This window comes from Actinomadura sp. J1-007, from assembly GCF_009793335.1.
Classification (GTDB): domain Bacteria; phylum Actinomycetota; class Actinomycetes; order Streptosporangiales; family Streptosporangiaceae; genus Spirillospora; species Spirillospora yumaensis.
Genome location: NZ_WING01000001.1, coordinates 3857420 through 3876984, shown reverse-complemented (window position 1 = coordinate 3876984; position 19565 = coordinate 3857420). Strand labels below are relative to the sequence as shown.

General features: G+C 70.7%; 16 protein-coding genes, 1 tRNA gene and 2 pseudogenes. 7 read left to right on the top strand and 12 right to left on the bottom strand.

Translation table 11 applies throughout. The annotated features are described in order from the left end of the window. The first annotated feature begins 16 nt into the window (after positions 1 to 16). Positions 17 to 862 (top strand): glycerophosphodiester phosphodiesterase family protein, encoded by an 846-nt coding sequence (locus tag GEV43_RS17605; protein ID WP_160821644.1) that lies wholly within the window; start codon positions 17 to 19, stop codon positions 860 to 862. Between the two features lie 32 nt (positions 863 to 894). Here GEV43_RS17605 and GEV43_RS17600 read toward each other — a convergent pair whose 3' ends face one another. Further along, on the bottom strand, positions 895 to 1491 hold the full coding sequence (locus GEV43_RS17600; protein ID WP_164717200.1) for a GNAT family N-acetyltransferase: 597 nt from the start codon (positions 1489 to 1491) through the stop codon (positions 895 to 897). Between the two features lie 369 nt (positions 1492 to 1860). Here GEV43_RS17600 and GEV43_RS17595 point away from each other — a divergent pair, with 369 nt between their 5' ends. After that, positions 1861 to 2112 (top strand): hypothetical protein, encoded by a 252-nt coding sequence (locus GEV43_RS17595; protein ID WP_160821643.1) that lies wholly within the window; start codon positions 1861 to 1863, stop codon positions 2110 to 2112. Then, entirely contained in the window at positions 2102 to 2545 is a 444-nt protein-coding gene (locus tag GEV43_RS17590) for a hypothetical protein (protein ID WP_160821642.1), read from the top strand. Before GEV43_RS17595 ends, GEV43_RS17590 begins: the two co-directional genes overlap by 11 nt. A 62-nt stretch (positions 2546 to 2607) precedes the next feature. Here the strand turns inward: GEV43_RS17590 and GEV43_RS17585 are convergent. The 4 genes and pseudogenes from GEV43_RS17585 to GEV43_RS17575 form a co-directional block, all read right to left on the bottom strand. Continuing rightward, a tRNA-Thr gene (locus tag GEV43_RS17585) sits at positions 2608 to 2683 on the bottom strand. Between the two features lie 54 nt (positions 2684 to 2737). Continuing rightward, positions 2738 to 3031 (bottom strand): alpha/beta hydrolase, encoded by a 294-nt coding sequence (locus GEV43_RS50425; protein WP_309240016.1) that lies wholly within the window; start codon positions 3029 to 3031, stop codon positions 2738 to 2740. 446 nt (positions 3032 to 3477) lie between these two features. After that, a pseudogene (locus GEV43_RS50420) lies at positions 3478 to 4221 on the bottom strand (alpha/beta fold hydrolase); the annotation flags it as partial. 117 nt (positions 4222 to 4338) lie between these two features. Further along, entirely contained in the window at positions 4339 to 5154 is an 816-nt protein-coding gene (locus GEV43_RS17575; protein WP_160821641.1) for a TetR/AcrR family transcriptional regulator C-terminal domain-containing protein, read from the bottom strand. 196 nt (positions 5155 to 5350) lie between these two features. Between GEV43_RS17575 and GEV43_RS17565 the strand changes: the two are divergent. The 4 genes and pseudogenes from GEV43_RS17565 to GEV43_RS17550 all read left to right on the top strand — a co-directional run bounded on the left by GEV43_RS17565 (position 5351) and on the right by GEV43_RS17550 (position 11560). After that, positions 5351 to 6864, top strand: a pseudogene (locus tag GEV43_RS17565) (MDR family MFS transporter). 982 nt (positions 6865 to 7846) lie between these two features. Beyond that, positions 7847 to 8518, top strand: a complete 672-nt coding sequence (locus tag GEV43_RS17560; protein ID WP_375539048.1) for a DUF427 domain-containing protein — start codon at positions 7847 to 7849, stop codon at positions 8516 to 8518. An 836-nt stretch (positions 8519 to 9354) separates the two neighbouring features. Further along, entirely contained in the window at positions 9355 to 10428 is a 1074-nt protein-coding gene (locus GEV43_RS17555) for a ferredoxin reductase (RefSeq protein ID WP_160821637.1), read from the top strand. Positions 10429 to 10441: 13 nt separating this feature from the next. Then, positions 10442 to 11560: an acyl-CoA desaturase gene (locus tag GEV43_RS17550; protein ID WP_160821636.1), complete on the top strand. Its 1119-nt coding sequence runs from the start codon at positions 10442 to 10444 to the stop codon at positions 11558 to 11560. Between the two features lie 338 nt (positions 11561 to 11898). On the opposite strand, the gene GEV43_RS17545 is transcribed toward GEV43_RS17550, so the two are convergent. The 7 genes from GEV43_RS17545 to GEV43_RS17515 all read right to left on the bottom strand — a co-directional run bounded on the left by GEV43_RS17545 (position 11899) and on the right by GEV43_RS17515 (position 19561). Continuing rightward, positions 11899 to 12390, bottom strand: coding sequence for a cupin domain-containing protein (locus tag GEV43_RS17545; protein WP_160821635.1), 492 nt, complete (start codon positions 12388 to 12390; stop codon positions 11899 to 11901). Positions 12391 to 12564: 174 nt separating this feature from the next. Beyond that, complete coding sequence (locus tag GEV43_RS17540) at positions 12565 to 13386, bottom strand: regulatory iron-sulfur-containing complex subunit RicT (RefSeq protein WP_160821634.1); 822 nt, start codon at positions 13384 to 13386, stop codon at positions 12565 to 12567. Positions 13387 to 13629: 243 nt separating this feature from the next. After that, entirely contained in the window at positions 13630 to 14655 is a 1026-nt protein-coding gene (locus GEV43_RS17535) for a hypothetical protein (protein ID WP_160821633.1), read from the bottom strand. A gap of 124 nt (positions 14656 to 14779) precedes the next feature. Beyond that, entirely contained in the window at positions 14780 to 15499 is a 720-nt protein-coding gene (locus GEV43_RS17530) for a fructosamine kinase family protein (RefSeq protein ID WP_309239683.1), read from the bottom strand. A 330-nt stretch (positions 15500 to 15829) separates the two neighbouring features. Further along, positions 15830 to 16288 (bottom strand): low molecular weight protein-tyrosine-phosphatase, encoded by a 459-nt coding sequence (locus GEV43_RS17525; protein ID WP_309239682.1) that lies wholly within the window; start codon positions 16286 to 16288, stop codon positions 15830 to 15832. A gap of 213 nt (positions 16289 to 16501) precedes the next feature. Continuing rightward, positions 16502 to 18214: a S8 family serine peptidase gene (locus GEV43_RS17520; RefSeq protein WP_160821631.1), complete on the bottom strand. Its 1713-nt coding sequence runs from the start codon at positions 18212 to 18214 to the stop codon at positions 16502 to 16504. 198 nt (positions 18215 to 18412) lie between these two features. Further along, the gene (locus tag GEV43_RS17515; protein ID WP_160821630.1) at positions 18413 to 19561 is read right to left on the bottom strand and encodes a DNA polymerase III subunit delta'; all 1149 of its coding nucleotides are present in this window, start codon (positions 19559 to 19561) and stop codon (positions 18413 to 18415) included. Positions 19562 to 19565 lie beyond the last annotated feature (4 nt).

The following is a 19565-nucleotide window of genomic DNA, read 5'->3' as shown; positions in this document are numbered from 1 at the left end:
GAGCGAAAGGCCACCCATGCGGAAAGTCGCGCTGCGCGCCGCCCTCGTCTCCCTGATCGGCCTGGCCCCGGCATTCGGCCCGGACGTCTCGGCGAACGCCGCGCCCGCGAGAGCCGATGTGATCGCCCACCGCGGTTCCTCGGGCGTCGCGCCGGAGAACACGGCGGCCGCGATCCGGACCGCGATCCGGCAGAAGGCGGATTTCGTGGAGATCGACGTGCAGCGGACCAAGGACGGCCGACTGGTCAACTTCCACGACTGCACAATGGAACGCACCACCGACGTCGAGGAGCGCTTCCCCGGCCGCCCTTCCTACCGCGTGTCTGACTTCACCTGGAATCAACTGCGCACCCTGGACGCCGGCTCCTGGTTCAACAAGCGCTACGCCGGAGAGCGGATCGCCTCGGTACGCGAGGTCATCCAACAAGTCCGCGGCAAAATCGGACTGCTCGCCGAAATCAGCCCGTGCGACCACTACGACGGACTGCCCGAGGACATCAACCGCGAACTCCGAGCCGTCCCGGGCTACCTCCACCGAGCACTGGCCAGAGGTGAACTGGGCGTCCAGTCGTTCGTCGTGGAAGACGCCGAACGATTCCACGAACTGCTTCCGCAGGTACCGATCGGCGTACTGGACGCGGAACGCCCGTCCGACGCCGAACTGGTCGCGCTCAGCAAATGGGCCGACGACGTGAACCCGCAGTTCACGGTCACCGACAAGGCCCTGGTCGATCGCGTCCACGCCCTCGGCATGGGCATCAACGTTTGGACGGTCGACGAACCCGGCAGCATCCGCACCATGCTGGGCCTCGGCGTCAACGGCATCATCACCGACTACCCCCAGTCCATAACCCAACGCTGACCGATCGGAGCGGAACCGGTAAGCGGACGGCTCTAACGTTCAGGCAAGGTCGGATGCGGACTCGTAGGCAGAATGTCGACCATGGTGTTGGTGACCGCCCACCGTTCGTGGTCCCGCCACACGCCGTCGATGAACAGCAGTTCGGGCGAGTACCCTTCGTACCTGAATCCGACTCGTCGAGCCAGCTTGAGAGAAGCCTGGTTCTCAGGTTGTATATTGGCTTCGAGCCGATGTAGCTGCAACTGCTCGAACGCAAAGCGCATCACCAGCTCCACTCCTTCGGCCATATAGCCCTGACCGGCGAAGGAGGCAAAGGCGGCGTAGGCGATCGAGGCCGATTGGAACCGCCCCCGAATGATGCTGTTGATATTGACCACACCCGCGATAGCCCCACTACTGCGCAGGCAGACGAGCAACGACTCTTCACCCGGCTGCTCGTATCGCGCAAGGTAGGCCGCGTACTGCTCCGGCGTGGACGGCAGAGACATCCACGGATGGTGCAGTTCCGTGCTCGCGCTCACCAGGCCAAGGAACTCGCTTTGGTCACGACTGGCAGGGTGGCGCAGGGTCACCCGGCGAGAATCGTCCGGTCGGTTGGCCAGGAAGGCACTGATCACCGCATCGTTCACCGTCGAAACGATACCGGACGCCCAGAAAAGCGAGACGACCACCGAGCCCGCCTCACCCCAAGCACACGCAAGCGACACGGCTCATCAGGACCGGGCTGCCGGCAGGCCTCCCATCCCGGCGCGCCGAAGAAGACAACCGCATGACAAAAGCCCAAGAAACACATCGTCAGAGAAACGGAAGCGCCTGCTGTCAGCCAATGAGGCAGCCTGGATACTCTCATAAGTAAGAGAGTGCGAGCCCGCCATGGACCGTACTAACACCTTGTCGGAGCGTCCCGCATTAGTAACAGCGTTGAGGGCACGCCGAGCCACACGAAGATGCGATTCTATACGCGGCCTTGCAAATATCAGTCTCTGTCCGCGTCGGCCATGGTCGCCTTGACCGCGTTGACACCCGTCGCCTCCGCCACCGCGGCCGCACCTCTCCGGGTCACCGTCAACGGTTTCGACGCCGGGCCAGAACCCGTCGCGTACACCGGGACGGTCACCGGTCATGGCCAGTTCATGGTTGCGCGAGCGGACGGAAGCAAGGCACCGGCTCCCTACGTCCCGTACCGGCTCCAGTTCTCCGCCGACAAGAAAAACCTGGGGCAACAAGAGCGCGCTGACGTTGACGGATGAGCAGGGCCGCTTCAGTGTGACCGGCAAGGCGTACCGCGACGGGTACTGGCGCGTGGCCGTTCAAGGCAGCACCTACGGCGACTACGTGACGACGGCGGGACCGTCCGACTACGTGGACGTGCGCCATCTCACGCGCATCCTCGACTACAACGCGGCCCCCGAACCCGTTCGCAAGGGCGGGACGGTCACCGTCCAGGGAATGCTCTACCGCTACACCGACAAGTGGCACCACTTCGTCAAGCAGAAGATGTACTTCTACTTCCGCCCCAAGAGCTCGGCCAAGTGGACCTACGTCGGCAGCACCCGCGGCGACCGCAACGGGCTCTTCCGCAAGGGCTTCAAGGCATCCAAGGACGGCACCTGGCGGGCGTACCATCCCGGCTCGGCCACCTACGCGAAGGTGCACCGGGACGACTACGTGGACGTGCGGTAACGGCGGTCTACTCAGGCAGTCACGCAGAAGGCCCCTTCCGGGAGCGGAAGGGGCCTCTGACGTGGAGCCGCCTATCGGAATCGAACCGATGACCTATTCATTACGAGTGAATCGCTCTGCCGACTGAGCTAAGGCGGCGTGCCGTTGGTGGACGGCGGCTTGCAGTCTACCGGGTGTTGGGGAGTGCGTGCATCAGCGGCAGACGGTGCCGTCCTTGGGGGGCTGGCCGGTGAGGAGGTAGCCGTCGGTGGCGCGGCTGATGCAGGGGTTGCTCTGGAGGTAGGCGGTGTGGCCGTCGCCGTCGAGGGTGAGCAGGACACCGCTGGAGAGCTGGGAGGACAGGCTCTTGGCCCACTTGTACGGGGTGGCGGGGTCGCGGAGGGTGCCGATGACGAGGATCGGGGCGGCGCCCTTGGCGGTGATGGGCTTCGGCTGGGTGTGGGTCTGGACGGGCCAGTAGACGCAGGGCAGGCCGCCCCAGACCACGAACGGGCCGAAGCGGGGGAGGTCTTCTTGGCCTCGTCGGCGAACTTGGCGTAGGCGGCGAGCGACGGCGGGTTGGGCTTGTCGACGCAGTTGACGGCCATGTTGGCGTCGGTCTGGTTGCTGTAGGAGCCGTCGTCCTTGCGTTCCACCATGGTGTCGGCGAGACGGAGGAGGAGCGTGCCGTCGTTCGCCTGGAGGGCCTGGGCGAGGGCCTGGCGGAGCACGGGCCAGTACTCCTTGGCGTAGAGGGCGGTGGCGATGCCCGTCGTGGCCCAGGCTTCGGTGACCTTGCGGTCGTCGCGGGTGTTGGCGAGGGGGGTCTTGTCGGCCTTGGCGAGCAGGTCGGCAACCTTGGCCAGTGCTTGGTCAGGCGATTTTCCTAGGGGGCAGTTGGTTTTGACGCAGTCGGCCACGAAGGCTTTGAGGGCGGTTTCGAAGCCCTTGGCCTGCTCGACCAGGGTTCCGGTCGCGGATTCCTGGGGATCGAGGGCTCCGTCGAGGACGAGCGCGCGGACGTTCTTGGGGAACTGCTCCGCGTAGACCGCGCCGAGGTACGTGCCGTAGGACGCGCCGTAGTAGGTGAGCTTGCGGTCGCCGAGTGCGGCGCGCAGGACGTCCATGTCGCGTGCGGCGTCGGCGGTGCCGAGGTGGGGCAGCGATTCAGCGTTCTTGGCTTTGCAGTTGTCGGCGTAGCCCTTGCTCTGGGCGGCGAACGCGTCGGTTTCCGCCTTGTCGTCCGGGGAGGAGTCGGCGCTGAAGAACGCGTCGAGTTGCGGGCCCGTCATGCAGCGGACGGGCGCGCTGGCGCCGACGCCGCGGGGGTCGAAGCCGACGATGTCGAAGCGCTGCCGCAGGTCGTCGCCGAACGTGCGGGCCGCCTGCCGAACGAACTGGATGCCCGAGCCGCCGGGCCCGCCCGGGTTGGTGAGCAAGGAACCGATGCGTTCGGCCTTGTTCTCGGCTGGCAGCCGGATCAGCGAGAGCTTGATTTTCGTGCCGGAGGGCTTGGCGTAGTCCAGCGGCGCCTCGGCGGTCGTGCACTCGAAGCCGCCACCGCAGGACTTCCATTCGGGCTTCTGCTGATAGAACGACGTCAGGCCGGCGGACGGAGCCGGCTGCGCGGGCGGTGTCGACGCGGTCTGCTTCTTGTCGTCGCCCCCGCCGCCGCACGCCGTCGCCAGCAGAAGCACGGCGACCGCCGTGATGACTCGCGCTGCCCGCACTGGATCCCCGTCTCGTCGTCGCACCACGTGCACCTGCGCCTACGCTATGTCCCAGCCGCCTCGCGCGGCCACCGGCGGGGCGTTTCAGGCCCCGCCGTACTCGCGCTCGATGCCGTCGAGCAGCCAGTTGAGCCCCTTCTCGAAGCTCGCCTGACCGAAGATGCCCGCATCGAGGACCGGTTTCAGATGCTGGAAGTGGCCGTCTTCGAGCCAGCTTCTGAAGTACGGACGGCCCATCAGGCTGTCCTGCACTTCCTGGAGGCCGGTGCGTCCCATCTCGTCGATACGCTGCTCGCGCAGGGTGAATCCGAGCATGTAGTGGTCGATGCTAGTGACGATTTCCGTCTGGCTGAGGGGATCGTCGGTGAGTTTGGCCGCCACGCCCAGGGACTGGTCGGCGTGCCGCAGCCCGTTCGGACCGATCCTGGGCGAACTGCCCGCGAGCTGGAACATCCACGGGTGCCGCAACCCCGCCGCGCGCTCCTTGCGCGCGATCACCATGAACGCCTCGCGCCAGTCGTCCGGTAGCTCACCCTCGATCAGCACGTGCGCGGCGACCTCGTCGTACATGAGGTCGAGCAGGTCCTCCTTGCGGTCGATGTGCCCGTACAGGCTCATCGCGCGCACGCCCAACTCGTTCGCGACGCGGCGGATGGACACCGCCTCCAGGCCCTCCGCGTCGGCGATCTCGATCGCGGCGGCGACGATCGCCTCGCGCGACAGCTTCGGACGGCGACCGCCGCGTGGCCGGTCCCACACGTCGTAGCGCGCGGGCACGCCGCTGCGCTCGCCGCCGCGCGCCCGCGGTGCGCGTTCACGCTCGCCGCCGCGGCCCTGGTCACGGTCGCTCCGCTGAACGCGGCGCCGCACCCGATCACGGACCGCCGCGTCGTCGCGCACCTGCTCGGGGTCGTCGTCCTCCTCGTGATCGAGATGATCACCGTTCGCTGTCTCTGCCACGTTCCGATCTTACCCATACAGCGTACGTCCAGGCCGATACGGTGTACGCCAAACCGATACGGTGTACAGATCTCTCGATACGGTGTACGGTGGCACCGATACGGCGTACGGAAACCTCACTCCAGAAGGCGGCCGGATGACCACTCCTCCACCTGACAAGGCGTCTGACCAGGCAGGATTCGATCGGCACCTGTGGCGGCTGGCGCTGGTCGTCGTCCTCGGCGCGATCATGACCGTCCTCGACACCACGATCGTCAACGTGGCGCTCCCGACCCTCGGCACGGACTTCGACGCCTCGCTCTCGACGATCCAGTGGGTCGCGACCGGCTACACCCTGGCGCTGTCCATGGCGATCCCGCTGACCGGCTGGTCGGTGCAGCGGTTCGGCGCCCGCACGATGTGGCTGACCTCGCTGGTGCTGTTCATCGGGGGCTCGCTGCTGTGCGGCGTCGCCTGGTCGGTGCCCTCGCTGATCGCGTTCCGCGTGCTGCAGGGCATCGGCGGCGGGATGCTGATGCCGGTCGGGCAGACCATGCTGGCGCGCGCCGCCGGCCCGGCCGGATGGGCCGGGTGATGAGCATCGTCTCGGTGCCCGCGATGCTCGCGCCCGCGCTCGGCCCCCTGCTCGGCGGCGTGATCGTCGATCACCTGAGCTGGCGCTGGCTGTTCTACGTCAACGTCCCGTTCTGCGCGGCGGCGCTGCTCGCGGCCGTGCTGATGCTGCCGCGCGACACCGACCGCGACCGCGCGAGCCGCCTCGACGTGCTCGGCATGATGCTGCTGTCCCCGGGCCTCGCCGCCCTGGTGTACGGGCTGTCGGAGGCCGGGAACGGCGCGAGCCTCACCGGCGCCCGGTTCCTGACCAGCGTCATCGCGGGCGGCGTGCTCGTACTGGCGTTCGGCGCGCACGCGCTGCGCAAGGGCTCGGGCGCGCTGATCGACCTGCGGCTGCTGCGGACGCGCGCGTTCACCACGGCGACCGGCGGGTTCTTCCTGTACGGCGGGGCGGTGTTCGGGCTGATGATCCTCATCCCGCTGTTCGCGCGGATCGTCCGGGGCGACTCGGCGCTGGAGTCCGGCTGGCTGCTCGCGCCGATGGGCGTCGGCGCGATGGTCACGATGCTGATCGGCGGGCGCCTCACCGACCGCTACGGGGCGCGCTGGATCGGGTCCGGCGGCGTGGCGATCGTGCTCGCAGGGGCGCTGGCCCTCACCACGATCGACGCGTCCGGCGGGCGCTCCCTGCTCATGGGCGCGATGCTGGTCGTCGGCCTCGGCCACGGCCTGATCGCGCCCGCGCTGATGGCGGCCGCCTACCAGGGCCTGCCGCCCGCGTCCGTACCGGCCGCGACCGCCGGGAGCAACGTGCTGATCCGGATCGGCAGCTCGTTCGGAACGGCCGCCGCGGCCGTCGTCCTACAGATCGCGATCCGAAGCGAGATCCCGGGCGCGAGCGGCAACCTCAACGACGCCGCCGCGAACCACGGACCGCGGACACCCGCCCTGCTGACCGACGCGTTCACCGAGACGTTCTGGTGGACGGCCGCCGTCCTGCTGGTCGCCCTGGTCCCAGTCCTGATCATCCCGCGCCGAAAGCGCGAGCCCGACACCAAGACCGAGTCCGGAGCCCCAACCCCGGCCAACGCCTGACCCCCAACCCACTGCACGGCGAGCGCGTTGAGGAGCGTCGGCCGGCTGCGGCTGCTGCTGGAGACGAGCGCGCATGGCAGCGGAACTCCTAGCGGGGAGAGACGAGTCCAGTGCGTTAACCGGGAGCGTGCACGAGACCCGCGCCTCGGTCCCGGACACGTACGCCGACCCGCGCCTCGGCCCCGAACCCATACGCGACCGGCGGCTCGGACCGGGAGCGTGCGGGTCTCGCGGCTCAGTCCCGGACGCGTGCGGGGATCGCGCCTGGGGCCCGGACGCGTACGCGACCCGCGCCTCGGTGCCGGACGCGTGTGGGGCTCGCGCCTCGGTCCCGGCCCCGTACGCAACCCGCCCCTCGGATCGGGACGCGTGTGGGGCTCACGCCTTGGGCCCGGCCCCGTACGCAACCGCGCCCCGGACCCGGACCCGCTCCGCCCCTCGGACCCGCACCCGTACGCGACCCACGCCTCGGACCCGGACGCGTGCGAGGCTCGCGGCTCAGTCCCGGACCCGTACGCAACCGCGCCCCGGACCCGGACCCGCTCCGCCCCTCGGACCCGCACCCGTACACGACCCGCGCCTCGGTTCCGGACGCGTGCGGGGCTCGCGCCTTGGGCCCGAAGGCACGTGCGACGCGCGGGCCGGGCCGGGGCGTGTCCGAGGCTGCCGGGACGTGTTCGAAGCCGGGGCGTGTTTGAGGCTGGGCGTGGGTCGGGGGCGTACGGGGCTGGTCTTCTGGTGGGAGTGCGGACGAGAGAAACTCGGGGATTGCGCTTATCGGAGGGGTTTTTGCGGGCGTATCGGGTTTCCCTAAGGACGGTCGGAGATTTCGTTGGGCGGCTTCGCTGGGAGGTGAAATAGGGGTGCGGCGGGGGCTGTTGGCCCGGACATGGGCTCAACAAAGGACAGTGCTTCTCAGCGAACGCGCGTTCGGATCGAGCAGAGCGCCAAGCGGGTGCGGGCGTACCTCGGTGGGCGGCTGGTGGCCGACACCACGTCTCCCTCGCTCGTGTGGGAGATCCCCTACTACCCGGCCTACTACCTCCCGGTATCCGATGTCCGGGCCGAGCTCGTCGAGGACGGCCCCGGCGACCACTCGCCGAGCCGCGGCGACGCGACCGCCTACACGGTCCAGGTGGACGGCGCGCGGGCGCCCGGGGCGGCGGTGCGCTACAAGGACTCCCCCGTCGAGGAACTGCGCGACCTGGTACGTCTCGACTGGGACGCGATGGACTCCTGGTTCGAGGAGGACGAGGAGGTCTTCGTCCATCCGCGCAACCCGTACACCCGGGTGGACGTGCTGGCCAGCTCGCGCACCGTACGGATCGAGGTGGACGGCGTCACGGTAGCGGAGTCGAGCAGCCCGAAGCTGCTGTTCGAGACGGGACTGCCGGTGCGCTACTACCTGCCGAAGCCGCACGTCCGAATGGACCTGCTGGAGCCGAGCGATACGGTGACCGGCTGCCCCTACAAGGGGACGGCGGAGTACTGGTCGATCCGCGCGAACGGCGAGGTGCACAAGGATCTCGCCTGGTCGTACCGTACGCCGCTTGATGAGGGCCGGAAGGTCGCCGGTCTGGTCTGCTTCTACTCCGAGAAGCTGGACGTCTTCGTGGACGGCGTACGGCAGGAGCGGCCGACGTCGCCGTTCTGATCCGCCGGTTCGTTGCCCGGTGCGCGTTTTGTTAGCCGGGCCGCACACGGCGGGGCGGGTCTTTGTCAGCGGGCATTACACCATTCCATGGGACATCATGCGATGGTGTGATGCCCGTCGCTTTTGTCCGGCGGGGCTTGCCTACGTCCCTCTACCTACGCGAGCGTAGGTTACCCAAGCGTAGGTTCGAGCGCCCCGGGGAGGCCCGACTTGACCGCATCGCACGCGACCCGACGGCGGACCGGCGCAACCGCGCCCAGCAGCCGCTCCGGCGAGGGCCAGGGTCCGGCTGGCGGCAACTTTGGCAACCGTCCCGGCGGAGCCCAGGGTTCGGCAGGAAGCAACACCGACAGCGGCCCCGGCGGCCACTCCGACGCCGGCCGGGGTTCGGCTGGCAGCCGCTCCGGCGGCGGTTCCGGCAGCGGTTCCGGCAGCGGCCGGGGTCCGGTCCGCAGCGACTCCGGCAACGGCCGGGGCCAGGTCCGCAGCGGTTCTGGCGGGCCCTCCGGCGGCGCTGGCGGGAGCGAAGTTCCTGCTGGCAGTGGCTCCGGTAATGGCCCGGGGCCGGTCGGCGGCGGCTCCGCTGGCGGTGCCAGCAGCGGCTCTGGCGGCCACTCCGGCAGGGGCTCCGGCGACGGCTCCGGTGACGGCCGAAGTTCGGCAGGTAGCCATTCCGGCAACGGCTCTGACGATGGCCGCGGGCCGGCTGGCAGCCGTTCCGGTGACGGCTCCGGTGGTCGCTCTGGCGGGGGGCGGGGGCGGTCGGTGCGGCGCGGCGGCTCGTCGCTGCCGCGCGGTGGCTGACCACGCCCCTGCTGCCCGAGGACTACCTCGGCATGATCAACCCGCTTTGGTCCGCGGCGGACCCGCGCGGTCGGATCGAGGCCGTACGGCATGAGGCGCCCGGCGCGGCCACCCTCGTGATCCGTCCCGGCCAGGCGTGGCGCGGGCACCGGCCCGGACAGTGGGTCAAGATCGGCATCGACATCGACGGCGTCCGGCACTGGCGCACGTTCTCGCTCTCCTCGCCGCCGCGTCCCGACGGCCGCATCACCGTGACCGTCAAGGCGGGTCCGGACGGCTTTGTCTCCAGGCATCTCGTTCACGCGGTCCGTCCTGGGACGATCGTGCACCTCGGCGCGGCCGAGGGCGATTTCGTCCTCCCGCCGGATCTGCCCGAACGGCTGTTGTTCCTGACCGCGGGAAGCGGCATAACGCCCGTCATGGCCATCCTCCGCGCCCTCACCGAACGCGCCGCAGACCGCACGCCGACCCCGATCCGCCCGCGAGCCGCGGACCGCACGCCGGGCGTAGACCGTCTGCCGGGTGCGGGGCGTATGCCGGATGTTGTGCTCGTTCACTCCGCTCGTACGCCCGAGGATGTGATCTTCGGTGCGGAGCTTCGGGCGCTCGCCGAACGCGTGCCCGAGCTGCGGCTGTACGAGCGGCACACCGGCACCGACGGGCGGTTCAAGCTCGCCGAACTGGCCGACGTCTGCCCCGACTGGGCCGAGCGCGACACCTGGGCCTGCGGGCCGTCCGACCTGCTGGACGAGATCGAGGCGCACTGGCGTACGGCCGAGGCCGGCGACCGGCTGCGAATGGAACGTTTCCGGCTCGCCCTCCCCGCAGCGGGCGCGGAGGGCGAGGGCGGAGGCGGCAGAGTCCGGTTCAGTGCCAGTGACATCGAGGTCGACGCGGACGGGAGCACGCCGCTCCTGGACGCCGGGGAGGGCGCGGGCGCGCTGCTGCCGAGCGGCTGCCGGATGGGCATCTGCTACAGCTGCGTCGGCCGCCTCCGCTCCGGCCGAGTCCGCGACCTGCGCACCGGCGAGGTGCACGGCGAGGAGGGCCACGTGATCCAGACCTGCGTCTCGGCCGCCGCCGGCCCCGTGGACATCGAGCTGTAAGGAACGAGAGGTCATGACCGCCACCACCGCGCATCTCACCCGCGCCGACTACGAGGCCATCGCCCGCGAGCTGGACGCCATCCGGGACGAGGTGGCCGGCGACCTCGGCGAACGGGACGCCGCGTACATCCACCGGATCATCCGCCTCCAGCGCGGCCTGGAGATCGCCGGCCGCGCGATGCTGCTGGCCTCCTCGCTGCCGCCCGCCTGGATCGCCGGGACCGCGACGCTGGCGTTCGCCAAGATCCTGGAGAACATGGAGATCGGGCACAACGTCATGCACGGCCAGTGGGACTGGATGCGCGACTCCAAGATCCACTCGACGACCTGGGAGTGGGACAACGTCTCGCCCGCCGAGCAGTGGAAGCACTCCCACAACTTCGTCCACCACACCTTCACCAACATCCTCGGCAAGGACAACGACGTCGGCTACGGCATCCTGCGCGTCACGCCCGAGCAGGAGTGGCACTGGGCCAACATCCCGCAGCCGGTCTACAACACGCTGCTCGCGATGTTCTTCGAGTACGGCGTCGCGCTGCACGACCTGGAGCTCAACAAGATCCTGGAGGGCACGAACGACCCGGAGGAGACCGCGGCGAAGCTGCGCGCCATCGGCCGCAAGATCCGCCGCCAGTGGGGCAAGGACTACCTGGCGTTCCCGCTGCTGTCGGGCCCGCAGTTCCTGGCGACGCTCGGCGCCAACTTCACCGCGAACGTCACCCGCAACGTGTGGGCGCACATGGTCATCTTCTGCGGGCACTTCCCCGGCGACATCGAGGTGTTCGAGGAGGGCCGCCTGGAGGACGAGACCAAGGGCGAGTGGTACGTCCGCCAACTCCTCGGCTCGGCCAACATCAGCGGCGGCCCGTTCCTGCACCTGATGACCGGCAACCTCAGCCACCAGATCGAGCACCACCTGTTCCCCGACCTGCCGAGCAACCGCTACGCCGAGATCGCCCCGCGCGTGCGCGCGCTGTGCGAGAAGTACGACCTGCCGTACCACACGGGTTCGCTCGCCAAGCAGGTCGGCAGCACGTGGAAGAAGATCTTCCGCTATGCCCTCCCGGGCCCGCGCGGCGTCGTCCCGTCCCCCTCCCCGAAGGCCCCCGCCGAACACCCCGTCGCCGCCTGACCCCACCCACCGAACGACCGTCCGCTGAACAGGATCGAACGACAACGAGCGACGGGCGGAGGACTGCGGACGGCGCACGCCTCTGGACAGCGCACCACCGCACACGACTGCGGCTGTGGACGGTCCGCTTCGGCACACGACGCCAGCCGATGCCCGGCAATGTCCGGCGGCGCACGCCGCGCAGCCGACGCCCAGCGGCAAGACGCCCGGCGGTGCCCGGCGGCAGCCCACGCCTGGCGGTGCCTAGCGGTGCCCGGCGTCCGCTGCTCGGTGCTCGCCGCTCGGTGCTCGGTGCTCGGCAGTGGCCGGCGTGCAGTGGGGCCCGCCGAAGGGCGGGTTCAGCGGGCTCGGGTCTGAGTCCAGAGGGGGCTGTCGAGGAAGTGGTTGTCGAAGCGTTCCTGCGATTCGAGCAGTTCGGCGAACACGTCCTCGCCCGCCGCGAGCCGTCCGAGCAGGCGGAAGTAGTCGAAGCGCTCGACGCCGGGCGTGATCACGATGAGCAGGTCGGCGTCGTGGCCGGGAGCGGCGCCGAACGCGTGCGCGGTCAGCGGCGGAACGACCAGCAGGTCGCCCTTCCCGGCGGTGATCACTTCCTCGCCGGACAGGACCTGGAGCGTTCCGTCGAGTACGAAGAACAGTTCGCTCGCGGTCTCGTGGTGATGCGGCGTCGCGCCGTCCGCGCCGTCCGCGAGCGTGATCCGCTGGGCGCTCAGCGCTCCCCCGGTGGCGCTGCTGTCGGCCAGCAGCGTCCCCATGACGGGCAGCGCCCCGATCGTCTCGGCGTCGGCGGCGCGGACGACCACCGGGTCATGTGAAGGGATCAACGACATGGGTCATCCCTACAGCACCCCAGCTCACGCCGCCACCCCAAGCCCCTTCGACCCCGCGCCCCCACCAGCCACAGACGCCCAGTACACCCCCGCCTTGCCCAGCCGCAGACGCTCAGGACACTCGGACCGCGCTCTAACCACTGCGCAACAGAGTGAACGTGCGGAGCGCGCCGTTCAGGAGGGCTCCTCGCCGTACATCTGGTCGTGCTGCTTGCGGGGCGAGCAGACGGATGCGGACGGGCAGGAGCAGCGGCGCGAGCCGACCTTGACCGTGACGCGGTCGCCGGGGACGTTGTAGCCGATGACTTGCCCCTCCCCCTCGGGCGTGCTGACAGTGGACCCGAGGCGCGGCGCGCGTTCCTTGAACTCCATGTAGAGCGGGTGCTCGTACTTCAGGCAGCACATCAGGCGGCCGCACGCGCCGGCGATGCGCAACGGGTTGACGGGCAGGTCCTGTTCCTTCGCCATGCGGACGGAGACGGGCTCGAAGTCCTTGAGGAACGTGGCGCAGCACAGATCGCGTCCGCACGGCCCGATGCCGCCCTGAAGGCGGGCCTCGTCGCGCGGGCCGACCTGGCGCAGTTCGACGCGGGCCTTGATGCCGCGGGCGAGGTCACGGACCAGCGCGCGGAAGTCCACCCGGTGCGGGGCGGAAAAGTAGATCTTGAAGACGTTCTCGCGGTCGAGGTAGTCGACGCCGATCACCTTCATCGGCAGTTCGTGCTTGCGGATCAGCCGCTTGGCGATGCTCTTGCCCTCGGCGCGCCGCCGCCGGTTGGCCTCGTCGCGGCCGAGGTGCTCCTCGGTCGCGGGGCCCTCGCAGACCGGCAGGCCGTCGATGTCCTCCGACACCCACTGCGGCGCCCAGACGCATTCGGCCACCTCGGGACCCGAGTCGGTCGGAACGAGCACCCGGTCGCCCACCTTCGGGCTGTGCTCCCCGGGGTCGAGGTAGTAGAGCCGGCCGTACCGGGTGAAGCTGACTGCCATCACCATGCCCACGGTTTCGCTCCGTTCGCCCGGTTTCGTCAGCCCAACCCTACGTCCCCGACCGCCACCCCGCAGCGCCCAGTTTCCCCACAGCGCCCGCACTCCCGCACGGTCCGCACTCCCCGCAGCGCCCCATCCGCGCAGCGTCCACACTCCGCGCAGCGCCTGCGCCCCCCCCGCAGCGCTCGTCCCCGCAGGGCTTGCGTTCTGGGCCCGCGAACGTCGGGGGCGTGGGCGGGCGGTGGGGGGTTACCAGGCGGCGTCGGCTAGGTCTTTGCCGGGGAGGGCGCGGGTGCCCTGGGCGTAGAGGTGGCCGTCGCTGACGGAGGCGAGCAGGTGGCCGCCCGTTCGGTCGGGAACGAGGCGGGCGAGGCTTCCCGCGGCGTTCTGGCGCCACAGCACCTTGGTGGGGCGGCCGGTCTCGGTGGAGTACGCCTGGAACGCGATCTGCGTCCGCTGGGGAACGCCCGTGACGACGGTCCGGCCGTCCTTGCTGATGACGGCGACGCCGCTGCCCCTCGGCAGCTTGAGGACGGGCTTGCTGGCCTTGAGGTCGCCGGACGGAACGGCGGCGGTGTCGATGACGCGCACCTGGTGGCCGAGGGCCGTGGCGCGGCCGTTCACCCTGCGGTACGGGGTCCAGACGAACGAGAGGCGCCCGCCCGCCCACGACAGGCTGCCCACGCGCCCGGCGGCACGGGTCGTCCACGTCTTGCGGGCGCCACCCGACAGCGACACGACGTCCACGCGCGCCCGCGCGCCGCGGTACGTCACGTACGCGAGGGTCTTCCCGTCGGGGGTCACGGCGAGGTCGGACCAGGCGGTGGAGGCGCCCGCGACGGTCGCCTTGGGGAGTTCGGACAGTTCCTTGGGACGGCCGTCCTTCTCCAGCTTCAGCCGTTGGAACGTGACCTTCCGTGCGGCGGACGAGGCGACGATGTAGGAGCGTTCGCCCGCCGACGCGATCCGCTGGAACCGGCGGCCGTTCGACGCGGCGACGGGGAGTCTGACGTCCTCGCCCGTACGGACGTCGCGGACGACGACGGCGGTGCCCGGCGTGCGGACGCCGACGACGAAGCGCGGCTCGGTCCGCTGCTTCTTCGCGGCGGGCTTGGCGGCGTGCTCGGTCTCCTCCGCGATCCGGTGCCGGTGCACGACGTCCATGCCGCCGCCGATCACCAGCGCCGCCGCGGTGGCGACGCCGACCGGGACTAGGCCCTTCCACGCCGCCCCGAGGCGCCCTCGTGGGGCCCGTTCCTTGTGCCTGCCGTCCATCGGGATGTCCCCGCACCCGCCCTTCCGTGGCGCCGAGCCGTCATCGACCCGTCGTTTCTATCTCATCTTCCAGAAGACAAACAGCCATGATTGCGGAGTTACCAAGTCGAAGCGAAAGCGGGGCTCAGCCCCCGGCGCCGAGCGCCGCGGACGCCGCCTCGACCAGCGCCGAACGGTACGAGCCGCCGAACAGCGCGACGTGCACCAGCAGCGGATGGAGCTGGTGCAACGGGACGCGCTCGCGCCACCCGTCCGCGAGCGGCGCGCCCCGCTCCCGGGCCGCCCCGGCGTACGCGGCTAGGATCCGGTTCAGCATCGGCGTGCCGAACAGCGCCAGCATCGCGAGGTCCGTCTCCCGGTGCCCGCCGTGCGCCGCCGGGTCGATCAGCATCGCGCGCCCGTCCGTCCACAGGACGTTGCCGGACCACAGGTCGCCGTGGATCCGGGCGGACGGCTCCGCCGGCCCCGCCAGCCCGCCGATCCGCCCCATGACGCGTTCGACGAGCGCCACGTCGTCCCGCGACAGCGAACGGGACGCGCGCCTCAGGAACGGTTCGAGCCGCCGTTCGGCGTACCAGGCGGACCAGTCGCCGCCGTCCAGGGTGTTGTCGAGCGGAAGGTCGGCGATGAACCCGTCCCACGGCGCCCCGAACGCGCCCGGCGACGCGGCGTGCATCGCGTCGAGCTCGCGCCCGAACCGTTCAGCCGCCTCAGGCCCCGCCGCCCCCTGCTCCAGCCATGGCAGGACGAGCACGCGATCGTCGCTCGCCAGCACCTCGGGAACGGGCGTCCCGTCCCCCGCCTCCCCCAACCAACGCAACCCCGCCGCCTCAGCCGCGAACACCCCCGCCCCACCTGAACGATCCGCACCACCCGAACGATCCGCAGCAGCACCCAAGCCGCCTGAACGAGCCGCACCACCCGAGCCACCCGCAACGCCCGCACCACCCGAGCCGCCCGCGCCTTCCGCACCACTCGCACCACCCGCGCCTTCCGCGCCACCCGCGCCACCCGCGGCGCCCGCGTCAAGCGGGCGGTCGGTGAGGGCCTTGATGAACACCTCGCGTCCGTCGGACAGGGTCGCGCGGTGCAGGGTCCACGCGTGGCTCGATCCGAGGCCGGCGATCCGTTCGACCGGCGTCCCGAGCAGCGCGGCGACGCGCTCCCGCACGGCTCAGCGGTCCTTGAGCGCCGCGCGGACCTCGTCCAGCAGCCCCGGCATCGCGGCCTCGACCAGTTCCAGCGCGTGGTCGAAGTCGGCGCGCCCGCCGTAGTACGGGTCGGGGACGTCCAGGTCGCTCCCCGCCTCGGGGTCGAACTCGCGGAGCAGCCGCACCTTCTCGCGGGCCCCGGCGTCCGGCGCCATCGCCCGCAGCGCCCGCAGGTGCCCCTCGTCCAGCGCGATGATCAGGTCGTACTCGGCGAACCATTCCGGCTCGAACCGACGCGCGATGTGCGCCGACCGGTACCCGGCCCGCCGCAGCGCCGCGACGGTCCGCGCGTCGGCCTCGTCGCCGGCGTGCCAGCCGCCGGTGCCGGAGCTGTCCACCTCGACGTCCAGGCCCTCCTCCTCGACGCGGTGGCGGAAGACCCACTCGGCCATCGGCGAACGGCAGATGTTGCCCGTGCACACGAACGTGACTCTGTACGACCTCTTCGGGCTCATCGGAACGCTTACCACCAGGGAAGACGGGATCACGGGGAAGTCCAGGTCAACCAACATACTCCGTCCCCCTCGACGCCCCGAGAGGCACCTCCGCCCCCCGGCTCCGCCTCTTCCCCGGACGACACCGCATAGCAGCGCGGTCCCCGGCGGAGGTGCCGGGGACCGCGCGGGGAGAACGGGTCAGTGTTGGACGGCGTGCAGGGCGTCCACGATTCCGGCTCCGTAGAAGCCGTTGTGGTCGGACGACCCTTCACAGGTCTGCTTGGAGGTGTTCTTCACCCACTTGCCGTCCGTCAGCTTGTACCAGACGTATTCGACGGTCCGCGGGGACGGGCAGGCCCGCGGGGTCGCGGTCCCGGTGAGGACGCGCTCGACCTTGCCCGGGTCCATCGTGAGGCCGCCGCGGCGCCGGTCCTTCGTGCCGTACCTGCTGACGATCAGGGCGGCGACGCCCACGGCGTGCGGGGACGCCATCGAGGTGCCCTGGATCGACTGGTAGTAGCCGCAGGTCTTGCCGGTGCACTGGCGGATCACGTTCGGCACCTTGGGCGTGCCGTCGGCGTTCAGCTCGCCGCGCTCCTTGGCGAGCCGGGCGGGGTACGCGGCCCAGATGCCGAGCTTGTCGTCGGGCTTGCCCGAGGCGTTGTCGGCCTTGTCGCCGCCGGGCGCGGCCACCGCGACGTACCCGTTGCCGAAGCTGGAGTAGTACGACTTGCGCTTGCTGATGCCCGTCGCGGAGACCGGGATGACGTTGCGGCCCTCCGACGGCATCGACACGCAGCTCGCCGGGACGGTCCGCCTGTACGGCTTCTCGCCCGGAACCGACGGGAAGTCGGGGCTGGTCTCGTCGATGTTGGTCTTGGTGTAGTCGACCAGGTCGTTCCCGGCCGCGGAGATCAGCGTGACGCCGCGCTCGTGCGCGAAGTCCAGCGCGCGCTGCGTCGCCTTGATGATCGTCCGCTGCTCCAGGCGGTCGTTGGCGGAGTCGGCCGGGTTGTTCCCGCAGTTCCACAGCCAGGGGTCGATGTAGTACGACATGTTGACGACGTCGATGCCGTGCTTGCCGGCGTACGTCAGGCCGTCCACGGTCGGGCCCAGGTAGAACTGCCCGGAGTCCTGGCCGACGCGCAGGTTGACCAGCGACACGTTCGGCGCGACGCCCGCCGTGCCGAGCCCGTTCAGCGGCGAGGCGATCTCGGACGCGACGTGCGTGCCGTGGTCGTTGTCGTCCCAGTCGTTCGGGTCGACGCACGACGTGAACTCGCAGGGCCCGTCGACCTCGTTGCCGTCGGCGTCCTTCGGCACGTCGGTGGTGAAGTTGCGGCTGAGCCCGCGGTTGAAGTTCGGCTTGATGTCGGGGTGGTTCCCGTCCACGCCGGTGTCGAGCACGCCGACCAGCACCCGCTTGTCACCGCGCTCGTGCTTGTACGAGCCCTTCACGGTGGCGTGCATCTGCTTCATGTCCCACTGGAGGTCGGCGAGGGGGTCGGCGCCCTTCTCCGGCTTGCCGGGCGGCGCGGCCTTCCTGCCTCCGGCGCCCTTCACCCGTTCGACGGCCTTCCCGGCGCCCTTGGCGGCCTTCGGCGCGTTGCCGATCACGCGGTTGTGCGCCACGCCGTCGATGACCCGCTGCCCCATCGCGGCCTGCGTGAACTTCGCGTTCTCGGTGCGAACGGTCGCCACGCCGACGTCGGTGTTCTCGTGGACGATCCGTCCGCCGGCCGCCTTCACGGCCGCGTGCGCCTTCCCGAGGGAGGCCCCTTCCTTGTAGAGGACGACGTACTCCGACTCCGGTCCCTGCTTGTGGACGGGGTTCGGGGCCGCTGACGCTGGCAACGCGAGCGCCGTCGTGGTGACGACGGCGCAGGCGGCGGAGAGCAAGGCGCGCCGCAAAGCAGACCTCCTGGCTGGGGGGTTGCCCGTTCTGCTGGGCTTAGCCAGGCGACGTTAGGCGTGTGCCGGTTGAGAGACGCGTACGGATATGTAACGAAAAGGGACAACTCTTGTAAGTCGGACGAACCGGACCGCCCGCGCGCCGGAGCACCGCCGCCCGTAACCGGCGCACCGGAATCCGTTCGCCCGCGCGCGGGGTCAGCCGGTGCGGAGGGCCAGGGTCAGGGCCTCGACGGCGAGGAGGGGGTTGACGTTCGCCTCCAGGCTCTCCCGGCAGGCCATGATCGCGTCGAGGCGGCGCAGGGTCCGTTCCGGGGACCCCTGCGACGCGGCGGTGCGCAGCTCCGCCGCCAGCTCGGTGTTGACCAGCTCGGTGCCCGCGCCGAGCTGGAGCGTCAGCACGTCCCGGTAGTACGAGGCGAGGTCGAGCAGCGCGCGGTCGAGCGAGTCGCGCTTGACCCGCGTCGCGCGGGACTTCTGCCGGTCCTCCAGGTCCTTCAGCGCCCCGGCCGTGCCGCGCGGCATCCGGCCCTTGGCGCTCTCGCCGAGCGCCTGCCGCAGCGCGCTCGTCTCCGACTCGTTCAGCTCCTCGGCGCCGGCCTTCGCCTCCGCCTCGGCGGCCTTGACCAGGGCCTCCGCCGCGGCGACCGCCGGGCCGACCGACGTCAGCCGCCGCGGGAGGGCCAGCACCTCGGCGCGCCGGCTCCGCGCCTCGGGGTCGGCCGCGAGGCGCCGGGCGCGGCTGATGTGCCCCTGCGCGGCGCGCGCGACGACCTCGGCGGTGTCGCGGTCGATCCCGTCGCGCTGGACGAGCAGGTCGGCGACCGCGGCGACCGGCGGCGTGCGCAACGTCACCAGGCGGCAGCGCGACCGGATCGTCACCAGCAGGTCGTCGGGCGAGGGCGTGCACAGCAGCCACACCGTCCGGGGCGGCGGCTCCTCGATCGCCTTCAGCAGCGCGTTGGCGGCCGCCTCGGTGGCGCGGTCGGCGTCCTCGAACAGCACGATCTGCCAGCGCCCGCCGCTCGGCGAGGACGACGCGCGCAGCACCAGCTCCCGCGTCGCCCCGACCCCGTACGACAGGCCCGCCGGGCGGACGACCTCCACGTCGGCGTGCGTGCCCTGGAGGACCTGGTGGCAGGACGCGCAGTGCCCGCAGCCCCGGGGCGCCTCGGTGCACTGGAGCGCCGCCGCGAACGCCCGCGCCGCCGCCGAACGGCCCGCGCCGGGCGGCCCGGTGAACAGCCAGGCGTGCGCCACCCGGTCCGTTCCCGCGGCCCCGTCCGCCGCCGCGCTCAGCTCGGCGACGACGGAGTCCTGGCCGACCAGGTCGTTCCACACGCTCACGCCG

Excerpts from the sequence above, each read along its gene's own strand:
- GEV43_RS17605 (WP_160821644.1), top strand. The coding sequence starts at position 17 with ATGCGGAAAGTCGCGCTGCGCGCCGCCCTCGTCTCCCTGATCGGCCTG.
- GEV43_RS17595 (WP_160821643.1), top strand. The coding sequence starts at position 1,861 with ATGGTCGCCTTGACCGCGTTGACACCCGTCGCCTCCGCCACCGCGGCC.
- GEV43_RS17555 (WP_160821637.1), top strand. The coding sequence starts at position 9,355 with ATGATCAACCCGCTTTGGTCCGCGGCGGACCCGCGCGGTCGGATCGAG.
- GEV43_RS17550 (WP_160821636.1), top strand. The coding sequence starts at position 10,442 with ATGACCGCCACCACCGCGCATCTCACCCGCGCCGACTACGAGGCCATC.
- GEV43_RS17545 (WP_160821635.1), bottom strand. The coding sequence starts at position 12,390 with ATGTCGTTGATCCCTTCACATGACCCGGTGGTCGTCCGCGCCGCCGAC.
- GEV43_RS17540 (WP_160821634.1), bottom strand. The coding sequence starts at position 13,386 with ATGGTGATGGCAGTCAGCTTCACCCGGTACGGCCGGCTCTACTACCTC.
- GEV43_RS17535 (WP_160821633.1), bottom strand. The coding sequence starts at position 14,655 with ATGGACGGCAGGCACAAGGAACGGGCCCCACGAGGGCGCCTCGGGGCG.